Here is a 12,283-nt window from a genome sequence, read left to right as displayed (position 1 = left end):
TTGACGTAGTCGGCGTGACCCGGGCAATCCACGTGGGCGTAGTGACGGGCAGCCGTCTCATACTCAACGTGTGCGGTCGAGATCGTGATGCCGCGGGCCTTTTCTTCCGGCGCCGCGTCGATCTGGTCATAGGCCTTTGCAACTGCACCGCCAACTTCCGCAAGCGTCATGGTGATCGCTGCGGTCAGCGTCGTCTTGCCGTGGTCAACGTGGCCAATCGTGCCAATGTTCACGTGCGGCTTCGTGCGCTCAAACTTTTCCTTCGCCATCGGCGTCGCTCTCTATCCGTTACGCGGTTCAGTCGTCTAGGTTCGAGGCGGGACGCTTTCCGGCCGCTGCGGTCGCCATTTCAGGCGCCCCGGTGGCAGCGAATTGCTTCCCGTTCTGTCCAGGACCCCGGGACAGAAACTGCCCGTACCGGTCACTCTGATCGGCACCCAGTGATGGAGCGGGTGAAGGGAATCGAACCCTCGTCATCAGCTTGGAAGGCTGCTGCTCTACCATTGAGCTACACCCGCTGACCCGGACTTCGGGAGACGATGGTGGAGGAGGTTGGATTCGAACCAACGTAGGCTTAGCCAACGGATTTACAGTCCGTCCCCTTTAGCCACTCGGGCACTCCTCCATTCCGTCGAGCCTCTGTCCGAAGCAGTCAGGATGGCTTCACAGACCGCCCCGCCACAAGTGCGGGGTGTCCTGTGGCGCGTGTTATGCAGATGCAGTCCTGCCCTGTCAACGCCGATTTGCCGGGTGAGGTGACAAAATGCCTGATGACCAGCGTTTTTCGCCACCGGAGACTGCGCACACCTCATAAATGCCGTCGCGGACTCAAGCTCTTCCATTGTTTCCACAGGGGTTTTCCCCACCACATCCACCGCTCACCACAGCCTCGGCAACCGCAGATCCCGCCAGTTCCGCCCCATTTTGCCGGAAAATCTCAGGGCAGATGCTCGGGTTTTAAAAGTCCTGCCGGCTCCGCTTCCTGTGCCCGTCCCCCTCTTTGCGCCACTGCCGCGCTCCGGCTTGCCTCTGACTGCCGATGGGTTCGGCGGCAGCGGGTCCGGCGCTTTGATTCGATTCTTGTACTTGCAATAGACAACGCCTTCAGGTCTTGTATCTGCAACACAAAAGGCAGGTGAGCATGTCCTACCCCCTTCCCCCAGACGGGCATCAAGCTGATCTGCAGGTCCAACAGGATGGTCCGGATGTCGATGCCATGGCGCGAGGCTGTTTTGGTCTCGCTGTGCGCCGCACCTCCAACCTGATCACCCGGCACTATAATGCGCATCTGGCCGACGTCGGGCTGGAGGTCACCCAATTCTCGCTGTTGGCCGGCATTGCCTCCCGCAATCCGGCGTCACTTGGCGACCTTGCCTCCTTTCTATCAATCGACCGGTCGACCTTGACCCGAAACCTCAAGCCGCTGCAGGCCGCAGGTCTGATTGAACTGGCACCGGGGGCGGGGCGACGTCAGTTGCCGGCGCTGACTGAAGCCGGACGGTCAACGTTGCGGAAAGCCTCTGCAGCATGGGCAACGGCCCAGAACACGCTTCTCGGAGAACTCGGCCCCGACGACGCCAAGGCGGTCCGCGCCAGCCTGAACCGCCTGCGCGACGCGCTCCGCCAGTTGAGCCCTAACGCATCCCCGGATGTCGCAACTCCTTCCGACTGATCCGCCCAGTCTCCCCTTTCCTGCCTTCTTTGCAAAGGACACCCGAAATGACATCCGTTACCCCGGTAGCTGATCTTGCCAATCGTCAGCTCGGCGCCCTGCCGCTCGCCGACATCGCCACTCTCTCTGGTCTGGAGATCTTTCAGTATATGAAGGAGGGCAAGCTGCCCGCCCCTCCAATCATGATCACGATGCAGATCCTGCTGGAGACCGCAGAGGCTGGACGCGCCGTCTTTCTGGGCAATCCGGACAAGACCCATATGAACCCGCAAGGCACGGTGCATGGCGGCTGGATCTCCACCATCCTCGACACCTCGATGAGCTGCGCCGTCCACACGGAACTGAAGCCCGGCGAGATCTACACGACCACCTCGCTCACCGTGAATATGGTGCGCCCCCTGATGCCCGGCTCCGGCGAGGTGCGTTGTGAAGGCATCGTCGCCCATCGCGGCAACCGGCTCGCCACCGCCGAAGGCCGCCTGGTCGATGCCAAGGGCAAGCTGATCGCCCATGGCACCGTCACTTGCATGATCTTCCCGCTGCAAACCGCCTGAACAGGCGCGCGAGCGAGCGTTCTGGCCGCCTTGCCTGGGCACAAAAGCCGCCTGTTGCGGTCAATGCCTTGAAAATCGCGGTTCAACTGGACCGCGATTGCCTTTATGACAGCTCCATGAGTGACGACACATCATCCAGCAAGCGCCCCCGCCCCGCCGGGGCTGGCGGCTTCCGCAAATCAGGCCCGACAGGCTCTGGCGGCGCCGGCGGCGACCGCGCGCCGTGGCAGCGCGACAAGCCCGGCCGCGGCTTCGTGAAACCCGGCCCGCGCCGCCCCGGCCTGCCGCCGGAAGGCCCGGTGCTGCTTTACGGCCTGCACACGGTCGAGGCCGCCTTCGCCAACCGCGATCGCAACCGCATCAAGCTCTTTGCCTCGGAGAACGCCGTCAACCGTCTGGAAGAGCGCGGCGTGAAGATCGACGTGCCCGTCGAGATCACCGCGCCGCGGGCGCTGGACCGCATGGTCACCAAGGATGCGGTGCACCAGGGCATGATCCTGGAAGCCGATCCGCTGCCGGCCTATGGCGTCAAGGAACTGAAGGGCGCTAGGCTGGTGCTGGTGCTGGACCAGGTCACCGATCCGCATAATGTCGGCGCGATCCTGCGCTCGGCCGTGGCGCTTGCCGCTGACGCCGTCGTCACAACCGAGCGGCATGCGCCGGAAGAAGGCTCGGTTCTCGCCAAGTCCGCCTCCGGCGCGCTCGACATGATCAAGCATGTGCGGGTCAAGAACCTCGCCCGCTTCCTCGACGAAATGGGTGAGGAAGGCTTCTTCCGCGTTGCCCTCGACAGCGATGGACCGGCGACGCTCGAGGAAACCACATTCGGCGACAAGACCGTGCTGGTGCTGGGCTCCGAGGGCAAGGGCGTGCGCCAGGGCGTGCGCGCGGCCTGCGACACCCTCGCCCGCCTCGACATGCCCGGCGAGATCCGCTCGCTCAACGTGTCAAACGCCGCCGTCCTGTCGCTCTACCTCGCCCGCTCCAAGATGGGGCTATAAGGCAGGCAACAGACCCGGGCCTCACCGAAGTCATCCCGGCCGAGCGAAGCCCGAGCCGTGACCGGAGAGCCCGGGCCTGACACCGTCGCTTCACAGGACAACGGAACGCCCAGCCCGGCGCGAGGAATTGCAAAGGCCACACTCCTCCCCTCCGTCATGGTCGGGCCTGTCCCGACCATCTGCAAACCATTGATTTGTATAGATCCTCGGCACAAGGCCGAGGATGACGATGGAGAGGTGATGGGTTTTTCATCCGTCTGAACCCGGGACGCTCCGCTCCCGGTTCACCCAGCCTGAACCCGCCAGGGTCACCTTAACAAGCACCAAGCGGATCACGCCGCGCGCGCGGTCAGTCGCCGGTCCAGCACACCCGCCAGCCGGTCGGCCTCGGCCAGGACGGCGGCGGTCGGGCCACCCTCGGTCAGGATCAGTGCATCCACCCGGGCCGGACGCAAGGGGTCCTTGCGCGCCGCCCGAACCAGCGTGATCACCTTCGCCTCCACGTCCGACAGGCGGGTGCGGCAGCAGGCGCAATTGGGATCGCGAAACCGGAACGTCGTGCGCCGGGTCACGCGGATCGCCAGCATCAGCTGCATCACGGCCACGGCCACCTCGCCGCCAACGGCCGGGCCGAACGCGTCGGCCGCCATTGCCAGCGCCTGTTCCCAGCTGTGTGCCTGCGGCTTGGCATAGGTCAGGCAGATGAACCGCAGCACCTGCAGCACCGCCTGTTCGTCCCGCGCCAGCACCATGGCATCGCCGCCGTCGCCAGTTCCCTCACAGGCCGGCTTTCCAGCGGCAGGGCTGTCCTTTGGGGCCTCACCCATCACGCGCCCCCGACAGCTTCAAAGCCTTCGAACTGCGGCGGACCGGCATAGAGGTCCTTGTTGCCGCCAGCGTTGCGATGGGCATCGCGGAACTGCTCGGACTTCGTCCAGGCCAGGAAGTCCTCCCGGCTCGTCCAGACCGTGTGCGAGGCATAGAGCGTGATGCCGTCTTCCTCGTTCACTGGCCCCTTCAACAGGTGAAAGCCCTGGAAGCCCGGCAGTTCGGCCAGACGCGAGTCGCGCCCCTTCCAGACCGCCTCGAATTCCTCTTGCCGGTCGGTCTTCACCTTGAAGCGGTTCATCGCGATGAACATGGCTGCTGTCCCTTTTTCGACGGGTTGGCGGCCAGATCAGACGCGCCACCAAAATACATGACTAAGGAACTCATATTTTCAACGCAACACGACGTCAAGCACCAGGCTGGTGCCTGCCTGTGGTCAAGCTGACGCAGACCTTGGCAAGTCGGTCAGTCGCGGCTATAGAAATGTAACGTTATTACATTATGCATCGTTCATGAGGGAGATCATGACCAAACGCCTGCCCGTCACCGTGCTGTCCGGCTTTCTCGGCGCCGGAAAGACCACGCTGCTCAACCATGTCCTGGCCAATCGCGAAGGCCTGAAGGTTGCCGTCATCGTCAACGACATGTCGGAAGTGAACATCGACGCCGCCCTCATCCGCGATGGCGGGGCCAACCTGTCGCGCACAGAGGAGACGCTGGTGGAGATGACCAACGGCTGCATCTGCTGCACCTTGCGCGACGATCTCCTCGTTGAGGTCCGGCGCCTCGCCGAGGAAGGCCGCTTCGATTACCTCTTGATCGAATCCACCGGCATCGCCGAGCCTCTGCCAGTGGCCTCCACCTTCGAGTTCCGCGACGAGAACGACGAGAGCCTCTCGGACATCGCCCGGCTCGACACCATGGTCACCGTGGTCGACGCAGCCGGCTTGCTGGCGCAATTCGGCTCGGTCGAAAGCCTCAACGACATCGGCCAGTCGCTGGGCGAGGACGACACCCGCACGCTCGTTGACCTCCTGACCGATCAGATCGAGTTTGCTGATGTCATCGTTCTCAACAAGATCTCCAGCGCGACGCCAGAGGACCTCGAAGCCGCCCGCAAGATCATCCGGTCGCTGAACCCTGAGGCACGGCTCGTCGAGACCGACTTCGGCCAGGTTCCCCTCTCCGACATTCTCGGCACCGGCCGCTTCGACTTCGAGCGCGCCCACACCCATCCGCTCTGGTACAAGGAACTGAACGGCTTCGCCGATCACACGCCCGAAACGGAAGAATACGGCATCCGCTCCTTCGTCTTCCGCGCCCGCCAGCCCTTCGACCCGGAAAAGCTGCAGGCCTTCATCAACCGCTCCTGGCCCGGCGTCGTGCGCGCCAAGGGCTTCTTCTGGCTTGCCACCCGGCCCGATTTCGTCGGCGAACTGTCCCAGGCCGGCGCGCAGGTGCGCACCGAAAAGCGGGGCCTCTGGTGGTCGGCAGTGCCGAAGTCCTACTGGCCGGAGCATCCCGACTGGCACCGCTCGATGGAAAGCTACCTCGACCCGGTCTGGGGCGACCGGCGGCAGGAACTGGTCTTCATCGGCTGCGATCCCATGGACGAAGAGGCGCTGCGCCAAGAACTGGCCGACTGCCTCGTGCCCGCCAAGGGCTTCACCCCGGCCGCCTGGCGCCACATGACCGACCCCTTCCCCCTCTGGAGCAAGTCCGCCGCCTGACGGGCTTCTGCGCTTTGCGGGGACCCACGCAGCGGTTCCGGCGACCGGGGTCCCCAAGATGGCCCTGAGCCAGTAGCTGGATCCCCGCCTTGTTGTTCAGACTTGGGCGGGGATGACCGCTGCGCTAGCCGGAACCGCTCGGCATTGACAGTCTCAACAGGCGAAATCGCGCAGAACAAGGCGCGGTGCAGCCCCCCCAGTCTCCGCCGTTATGCCATGACTTGATCATGGCATCCATGCCGATACCTAACGCCCAGCACAAGCGGCGACGTATGGATGGTCCGGATCGCAGATGCCATGCCCGGATAATAGGGCACGGCATGGATGCCATGGTCGAGCCATGGCATGACGGAGGTGAAAAGCCGAACGATTGGCTGCGACGTTGTCGCAGGGGCTGAAGTTCCGGTTCTGGATTGGAAACACATACCCCCTGTCGTCATGCCATGACTTGATCATGGCATCCATGCCGATACCTCTCGGCAAATCTGGCGGCGACGTGTGGACGGTCCGGATCGCAGATGCCCCGCCCGGATGAGAGGGCACGGCATGGATGCCATGGCCCAGCCATGGCATGACAGATGCGGAGTTAGGGCCCGACCCGCTCCCCCCGCCAAATCAACGTGGAAAACCGGAGCCAAAAGGGATGCAACGCGGCATCCTTTCTGGTAGAAGCGCTCCCATTCGGCCACATTGCGCCAGAAAGCCGGTATAGCTCAGTTGGTAGAGCACCTGATTTGTAATCAGGGGGTCACGGGTTCGAATCCTGTTGCCGGCACCACTATAACCACCGAAATCGTTGATTTTTATCGTGGCCGATGCCTGCGAACAGAGACATGTTCAAAGAGCCGGCTCAAAAGCGCCTGCCACCAAAAGACTGTGGAACCAATCGGCAGCTTGCAAAAAAGCAGCGATCCGGTTCAATATATCAGCAACAAGTGCATAGCGATGGGCCTCGACGGAGGACAGAATGAAACTGAGTTCAGTCGCAGGATGGCTTCTTGGCCTAACGCTACCTGCTACTGCTGCTGAACCTTACGTTGCCGTCAATAACCTTGCGCACGAGTACGCTGTCTGCGCCGCCTACTTCGGTGTAGTCAGTATTGCATTTGAAAATTCGAATGATCCGGCGACCGCAGCGCAATACACCCAACTGATGAATCAGGCGCTGGCATATGCTCTCGCGTCTGGCGATTCCATAGGCCTTCTGCAGGAAACGACAGCAAGCCGGTATAAAATTGCTATCGAAGAGATGCAGGACCGCATCGACGGAAACACCTCAAACATCAGCGTGTTGTACGGCGACTACATGAAAAGCTGTACAGTTGCGATGGAGGACCCTGAAGGCCGCTTTGGTTACTGGCTTGGTAGGTAGTTATTTACTGTAAGGATAAGTCGAGCATGAATGCTTTAGGTCATCTGAAGCTTTATGCATTGCTAAGGCAAGCAAAGTTGTTTCGATATCGGCTTCGATCCATAGCCGTCGAATTACCTGTCCGTCGCTTGTTTTGGTCATTGGTACGACATGTTGTACGGTCACCGAATTGGACGGATTGCCAGTTGCCACGGTCGAAACACTTGGGCAGCCTACCGTTCCTCCACCTGTTGACAGTCCATTGCGCCCGATGATGATACCGAAGCCCTACACCCAATCCCTTTCCCCTCATCCACCCTTGACCACCCACTTGTGAAAATGTCAGGGGGAGGGCTGGTGGCCGGACACATCTGTCGCCCGGCCTTGGACAGAGACGGAACCGGTCCGGCGTGCAGCACGTGGCGATCCTCGGGTCGCAGGCCCGCGCGTTTTGCTTCAAGCGCCGGCAACAAAGGATGCATGGATGGCCAGCACGCTTGCTGAGATCGGCCTCATTGGCCTTGGCACCATGGGTGCCGCCCTTGCCCTCAACATTGCCGAAAAGGGCTTTCCCATCGCGGTGTTCAACCGCACGACGGAGGTCACCCGCCGCTTCCACGCCGAAGCCGGCGTCCTGGCGGCCAATGTCATCCCGACCGAGAGCCTGGCCGACCTGGTCGCCAGCCTGAAGCAGCCGCGAGCGATCATCCTGATGGTTCCCGCAGGTGAGGCTGTCGACGACCAGATCGCGGCGCTGGCCCCGCTGCTCGACAAGGACGACCTCGTCATTGATGCAGGCAACGCCAATTTCCACGACACCAACCGCCGCGCGGCGGCCGGCCTGCCGATGCGCTTTCTGGGCCTCGGCGTGTCGGGCGGCGAGGAGGGCGCGCGCCATGGTCCCTCGATCATGGGCGGCGGCCTGAAGGCCGACTGGGACCGGGTCTCGCATATTCTGGAAGCGATTTCAGCACGTTATCAGGACATCCCCTGCGCCACCTGGATGGGCGAGGCGGGCGCTGGCCATTTCGTCAAGGCGGTGCATAACGGGATTGAATATGCCGACATGCAGATGATCGCCGAGATCTACGGCATCCTGCGCGACGGAGCGGGCAAGTCCGCAGCCGATGTCGGCCAGCTTTTTGCGGACTGGAACGAGGGCGTGCTGCGGTCCTATCTCGTTGAAATCTCTGCTGCCGTTTCCAAGGCCATCGATCCGGCGACCGGCCAGCCGATGCTGGACATGATCCTCGACAGCGCCGGCCAGAAGGGCACCGGCCGCTGGACCGCCATCGAGGCGCAGCATCTGGCAACTCCCGTGCCGGTGATCGAGGCGGCCGTGATGGCGCGCAATGTCTCCGCGCGTCTGGACGAGCGCAAGGCAGGCGAAGCCCGCTTCGGTGCCGCCCCGCAGCGACTTGCCGCCGCCGATGTGCCCTCCGCCGCCACGCTGGAACAGGCGATGATCGCCGGCAAAATCCTCTGCTATGCGCAGGGTTTCGCCATGATTTCAGCAGCTTCCGACAGTTTCGGCTGGTCTCTGCCGCTGCCGGAGATCGCCCGCGTCTGGCGCGCCGGCTGCATCATCCGCTCGGACATGCTGAACGACATGGCCTCGGCCCTCACCGAAAACCCGGGCCGCAACCTGATCCTTGCGCCCGATTTCGCTGCCCGGCTCGAGGCGACGATTCCGGCCCTGCGCCAGGTGGTGGCGCTCGGCGCGCTGAACGGCCTACCGGTGCCCGCGCTTGCTTCGGGTCTGGCATGGTTCGACCTGATGCGGACCGCACGCGGCACGGCCAACATGATCCAGGCGCAGCGCGATTTCTTCGGCGCCCATGGCTTCGACCGTCTCGATGGCCGCGACATCCACCACGGTCCGTGGAGTGCCGGAGCTTGATTGAAGCCTCTGATTTCGCTTGATTTTTCCTCCATCATCCCGGCCATGCGAAGCGCCGAGCCGGGACCGGAGAGCCGAAGTCTCGGTTTTTTGGGGAGTTGGGAACCGATGGGCCTTGGCGTACCGATCCCGGGTCTCCGCTTCGCTCTCGCCCGGGATGACGAACAAGGACTGGCAACGGGCGGCCTGATGGCTGCCCGTTCTTGCATTGTGGTGCAAGGCGGTGCTTTGACCTTGGCCTTCGCCCCGGGATGCTGTTTAGTGGGCGTCCCTGCGGCAAAGACCTGCAGGACCAAGGGGATGCGCCGGGAAACGCCATGACGACGAGACCACAGATCCGCTCTGGCCGCATTGCGCTTGTGGGCAGTGACACCGAGGAATCGCGCCTGGCGCTGGACAGTCTGGCTGAGCGTTATGGCAATGCCCCACCCGAAGAAGCCGACGTGATCGTTGCCCTCGGCGGCGACGGCTTGATGCTGCAGACGCTGCATCGCTTCATGAATTCCGGCCTGCCGATCTATGGCATGAACCGGGGGTCGGTCGGCTTTTTGATGAATGAATACAAGGAGGAAGATCTGCTCGCCCGGCTTGGCGCGGCCGATGTGACGACGATCCATCCCTTGTTCCTGCAGGCGGTCGACCAGTCCGGTGGCCACCACACCGCCCGGGCGATCAATGAAGTGTCGCTGCTCAGGCAGACCTACCAGGCGGCCAAGCTGCGCATTTCGGTCGACGGACGGCAGCGGCTGGAGGAACTGATCTGCGACGGCTGCCTGATCGCGACACCGGCGGGAAGCACCGCCTACAACCTGTCGGCGCATGGGCCGATCCTGCCGATTTCCGCGCCTTTACTTGCACTTACGCCTATCAGCGCCTTCCGCCCACGGCGCTGGCGCGGAGCGCTTCTACCCAACCGGGCGGTGGTCGACATCGAGGTTCTGGAGCCCGGAAAGCGCCCGGTCAGTGCAGCGGCCGACCATACCGAGATCCGCAATGTCGCCAAGGTCAGTGTTCAGGAGGACACGGGATCGTCCTGCATCATGATGTTTGACCAGGAGCACGGCTGGGACGAAAGAATCCTCAGCGAGATGTTTCGATATTGAATTGCAACGCTTTTTTAGCCTGATCAGAGCAAGCTTGCGCGGAACTGGAACGGGCTGGCCAGGAAAGACTGGCGGCGGCGGGGGGTGATACGATGTCTGGGACCGACCAGCCTTTTGGTGAGGATGACTTCGATGGAGAAGTCGAATTCCTCACACCGCCCAAAGACTTGCGCAAGAAAGTTCGCGTGATGAGTCCGCGCGAGGCGGCCAAGTTCGACCCTGTGAAAGCAGCGGAAGCGGCGCTGCAGAAGCTGTCGGGGAACTTCGATGGCTGGATGGGCAACGAGGCCGAGGCGCTGTTTGCTGCCTGGCAGGACGTCGATGCAAAAGGACTGTCCCGCCAGACACTTGACCCTCTCTACCAGGCTGCCCACAACATCAAGGGACAGTCCGCAACACTTGGCTATCCGCTGGTGGGACAGGTTGCGGGCAACCTCTGCCATCTGATCGAAGCAGTGACCACACCAGAAGACCTGCCGGTGGTTCTGCTGCAGCAGCATGTGGTTGCCATTAAAGCAATGGTGAGCGAAAAAGCCAGGGATGACAGCAACTTGACTGGCGTCACCCTGCTGCGCAAGCTGACAGATGTCACGGTAGACTACCTGGCCCGGCACGGCGAAACGGACCGCTGAGCGCAGATCCGGACACGAACGCCAAAACGCGACAAAGTCGCGCTGCGGACGTGCCATCACGCAACACTCTCCGACAAATTCCGACAATTTCTGACCGGGCCGGCACAATCGCGGCACGAAGGTCAGGCGGCGGTGCGAGCCCCCTCGACAAAGCGCCGGGCATCGCTGCGCGCAGCCTCAAGGGCAAGGCCCCGGACCATGCGCAACAGATCCTCGATATCCTCGTCCCCTGCCCGCCCTGCTGAGGCCTGCAACCGGGATGCGACCTGCTCCAGCACCGGCCGGACAACCTCCGGCGTGGCATCGCAGGTGAACGGCTCCCCGGCCTCCCGATAAGCCTGGATGGCCGAGACGAACAGCGGCTGGCAGCGCCGGGGCAACCCGGCTCCTGCGATGAGCGCCCGCAATCCGGCTTCCCGGCCGGTCGCCAGAACCCCGGCAACCGTGTCCGTGTCCTGCGCCGTCAGCAACGCCAGACTGAGGGCGAGCAACCGCAAGCGGCCCTGCCCGGTTGCCCGGATCAGCAGCCGTGCCGTCAACTGGCCGCTGGCGCGCAGATGCTCGACAAAGGCCGGCAGGGCATCGTCATCCGCCTGCCCGCACAGGACCAGCGTGGCCCGTTCCTGCGCCTCCTCCAGATAGGTGGCGGTTTCCTCCGGATCCGTTCCAACCAGAACAACCGCCCGGGCGCGCAGGCCTTCGGTCAGGGCCGTGATCAGGCGGTGGCGAACGGCGAGCGGCAAATTGGCGCGCGCCAGCAACCGGTTGCGCAATTCAGCGTCGCCGGCAAAGCGCTCGGCCAACCGAGAGAGGCTGAAGACGAGGAGATGGGCATGTGCGTTGTCGAGCAACTCAGCGCAGACTTCAGCCGGCGCGACTTCGGCCAGCGCGGCAGCGACGGGCGCGGAAAGATCAATCCGCCGCGCAATGGCCCGCTGCAGGACCGTGTCGCCCTCGGCAGCAAGGTCGATCAGGTCACCGTCAGGAATGAGCGGAGAATGCGCCACGACCAGCGCGGCAATCTCGCTGCGGTCCCGCATCAAGGACAGGATCAGGTGCTGCGGCGCATCCCTCCGGCGCGCAAACACATCGGCCAGGGCAAACCGCACCTCCGGCGCCGGATCATCGAGCAGCCAGGTCAAGGCCGACAGGGCAGCCGCGCGGTCGTCCTCGGACAAAGGTGAATGCAGCCACGCCCGTGCCAGCGCCCCGGTCGCCTCTGCCCGCGCACCGGCCGGCGCTGTCTCGATCCACTGGAGAAACTGACGAATGATCATGGCTCGACCGGACACCTCACCCTACTGCGGCCCTTTCGCGAAGATCAGGTTGCCACACAAAGACTTAACGTTCGGTTCACCATAAATTGGGCAACACGCGCGAGATCGGAAACGCGACATGGGCCTGGCTGCCGGCGGAGCAGTGCCGCCCACTCAGGGGTCATCCCCGCCTTGTGCCACTGCTGTCCGGTTTAAGTTTCTGGACAAGGTGCATGACATTGATTCTACTTGTGTT

The 12,283-nt window shown here is 63.1% G+C and carries 12 protein-coding genes and 3 tRNA genes; 9 read left to right on the top strand and 6 right to left on the bottom strand.

Annotation, left to right across the window (positions count from 1 at the left end):
* From ACTIFE_RS20170 to ACTIFE_RS20160, 3 genes are all read right to left on the bottom strand, one after another.
* A partial coding sequence (locus tag ACTIFE_RS20170; protein ID WP_439530937.1) for a GTP-binding protein occupies positions 1 to 269 on the bottom strand: 269 nt, incomplete at its 3' end.
* A 175-nt stretch (positions 270 to 444) separates the two neighbouring features.
* Positions 445 to 518, bottom strand: a tRNA-Gly gene (locus tag ACTIFE_RS20165).
* 22 nt (positions 519 to 540) lie between these two features.
* A tRNA-Tyr gene (locus ACTIFE_RS20160) sits at positions 541 to 625 on the bottom strand.
* Positions 626 to 1,141: 516 nt separating this feature from the next.
* Between ACTIFE_RS20160 and ACTIFE_RS20155 the strand changes: the two genes are divergently transcribed.
* The 3 genes from ACTIFE_RS20155 (at position 1,142) to ACTIFE_RS20145 (ending at position 3,227) form a co-directional block, all read left to right on the top strand.
* The gene (locus tag ACTIFE_RS20155; protein ID WP_439530936.1) at positions 1,142 to 1,672 is read left to right on the top strand and encodes a MarR family winged helix-turn-helix transcriptional regulator; all 531 of its coding nucleotides are present in this window, start codon (positions 1,142 to 1,144) and stop codon (positions 1,670 to 1,672) included.
* A gap of 47 nt (positions 1,673 to 1,719) precedes the next feature.
* Positions 1,720 to 2,226 (top strand): hotdog fold thioesterase, encoded by a 507-nt coding sequence (locus ACTIFE_RS20150; RefSeq protein ID WP_439530935.1) that lies wholly within the window; start codon positions 1,720 to 1,722, stop codon positions 2,224 to 2,226.
* A gap of 116 nt (positions 2,227 to 2,342) precedes the next feature.
* Positions 2,343 to 3,227: a TrmH family RNA methyltransferase gene (locus ACTIFE_RS20145; RefSeq protein WP_439530934.1), complete on the top strand. Its 885-nt coding sequence runs from the start codon at positions 2,343 to 2,345 to the stop codon at positions 3,225 to 3,227.
* A 332-nt stretch (positions 3,228 to 3,559) separates the two neighbouring features.
* Here the strand turns inward: ACTIFE_RS20145 and ACTIFE_RS20140 are convergent, their stop codons facing one another.
* Together ACTIFE_RS20140 and ACTIFE_RS20135 are read right to left on the bottom strand one after the other, a co-directional pair.
* Positions 3,560 to 4,054, bottom strand: coding sequence for a hypothetical protein (locus tag ACTIFE_RS20140; RefSeq protein ID WP_439530933.1), 495 nt, complete (start codon positions 4,052 to 4,054; stop codon positions 3,560 to 3,562).
* Positions 4,054 to 4,368, bottom strand: coding sequence for an antibiotic biosynthesis monooxygenase family protein (locus ACTIFE_RS20135; protein WP_439530932.1), 315 nt, complete (start codon positions 4,366 to 4,368; stop codon positions 4,054 to 4,056). The genes ACTIFE_RS20140 and ACTIFE_RS20135 overlap by 1 nt, the downstream gene beginning before the upstream one ends.
* A gap of 211 nt (positions 4,369 to 4,579) precedes the next feature.
* On the opposite strand from ACTIFE_RS20135, the gene ACTIFE_RS20130 reads away from it, so the two are divergent.
* The 6 genes from ACTIFE_RS20130 to ACTIFE_RS20105 all read left to right on the top strand — a co-directional run bounded on the left by ACTIFE_RS20130 (position 4,580) and on the right by ACTIFE_RS20105 (position 10,771).
* A complete protein-coding gene (locus tag ACTIFE_RS20130; RefSeq protein ID WP_439530931.1) occupies positions 4,580 to 5,785 on the top strand; it encodes a GTP-binding protein in 1,206 nt (401 codons plus the stop codon).
* A gap of 702 nt (positions 5,786 to 6,487) precedes the next feature.
* Positions 6,488 to 6,563, top strand: a tRNA-Thr gene (locus ACTIFE_RS20125).
* A gap of 189 nt (positions 6,564 to 6,752) precedes the next feature.
* Entirely contained in the window at positions 6,753 to 7,157 is a 405-nt protein-coding gene (locus ACTIFE_RS20120) for a hypothetical protein (RefSeq protein ID WP_439530930.1), read from the top strand.
* 463 nt (positions 7,158 to 7,620) lie between these two features.
* Positions 7,621 to 9,036, top strand: a complete 1,416-nt coding sequence (gndA, locus tag ACTIFE_RS20115) for an NADP-dependent phosphogluconate dehydrogenase (RefSeq protein WP_439530929.1) — start codon at positions 7,621 to 7,623, stop codon at positions 9,034 to 9,036.
* Between the two features lie 317 nt (positions 9,037 to 9,353).
* On the top strand, positions 9,354 to 10,139 hold the full coding sequence (locus ACTIFE_RS20110) for an NAD kinase (RefSeq protein ID WP_439530928.1): 786 nt from the start codon (positions 9,354 to 9,356) through the stop codon (positions 10,137 to 10,139).
* A gap of 92 nt (positions 10,140 to 10,231) precedes the next feature.
* Positions 10,232 to 10,771 carry an Hpt domain-containing protein gene (locus tag ACTIFE_RS20105; RefSeq protein WP_439530927.1) on the top strand — a complete coding sequence of 180 codons (540 nt, stop codon included), beginning with the start codon at positions 10,232 to 10,234 and terminating at the stop codon, positions 10,769 to 10,771.
* 122 nt (positions 10,772 to 10,893) lie between these two features.
* Here the strand turns inward: ACTIFE_RS20105 and ACTIFE_RS20100 are convergent, their stop codons facing one another.
* Positions 10,894 to 12,048: a DUF2336 domain-containing protein gene (locus ACTIFE_RS20100; protein ID WP_439530926.1), complete on the bottom strand. Its 1,155-nt coding sequence runs from the start codon at positions 12,046 to 12,048 to the stop codon at positions 10,894 to 10,896.
* Positions 12,049 to 12,283: the final 235 nt, after the last annotated feature.

The organism is Pannonibacter sp. (genome assembly GCF_051860505.1).
Classification (GTDB): domain Bacteria; phylum Pseudomonadota; class Alphaproteobacteria; order Rhizobiales; family Stappiaceae; genus Pannonibacter.
This window is presented reverse-complemented; position numbering and strand designations above follow the sequence as displayed.

What these genes read in the sequence shown, in the direction of transcription:
- ACTIFE_RS20105 (WP_439530927.1), top strand. Translation starts at nt 10,232, where the DNA reads ATGTCTGGGACCGACCAGCCTTTTGGTGAGGATGACTTCGATGGAGAA.
- ACTIFE_RS20145 (WP_439530934.1), top strand. Translation starts at nt 2,343, where the DNA reads ATGAGTGACGACACATCATCCAGCAAGCGCCCCCGCCCCGCCGGGGCT.
- ACTIFE_RS20100 (WP_439530926.1), bottom strand. Translation starts at nt 12,048, where the DNA reads ATGATCATTCGTCAGTTTCTCCAGTGGATCGAGACAGCGCCGGCCGGT.
- ACTIFE_RS20120 (WP_439530930.1), top strand. Translation starts at nt 6,753, where the DNA reads ATGAAACTGAGTTCAGTCGCAGGATGGCTTCTTGGCCTAACGCTACCT.
- ACTIFE_RS20140 (WP_439530933.1), bottom strand. Translation starts at nt 4,054, where the DNA reads ATGGGTGAGGCCCCAAAGGACAGCCCTGCCGCTGGAAAGCCGGCCTGT.
- ACTIFE_RS20130 (WP_439530931.1), top strand. Translation starts at nt 4,580, where the DNA reads ATGACCAAACGCCTGCCCGTCACCGTGCTGTCCGGCTTTCTCGGCGCC.
- ACTIFE_RS20155 (WP_439530936.1), top strand. Translation starts at nt 1,142, where the DNA reads ATGTCCTACCCCCTTCCCCCAGACGGGCATCAAGCTGATCTGCAGGTC.
- ACTIFE_RS20135 (WP_439530932.1), bottom strand. Translation starts at nt 4,368, where the DNA reads ATGTTCATCGCGATGAACCGCTTCAAGGTGAAGACCGACCGGCAAGAG.
- ACTIFE_RS20150 (WP_439530935.1), top strand. Translation starts at nt 1,720, where the DNA reads ATGACATCCGTTACCCCGGTAGCTGATCTTGCCAATCGTCAGCTCGGC.
- gndA (WP_439530929.1), top strand. Translation starts at nt 7,621, where the DNA reads ATGGCCAGCACGCTTGCTGAGATCGGCCTCATTGGCCTTGGCACCATG.
- ACTIFE_RS20110 (WP_439530928.1), top strand. Translation starts at nt 9,354, where the DNA reads ATGACGACGAGACCACAGATCCGCTCTGGCCGCATTGCGCTTGTGGGC.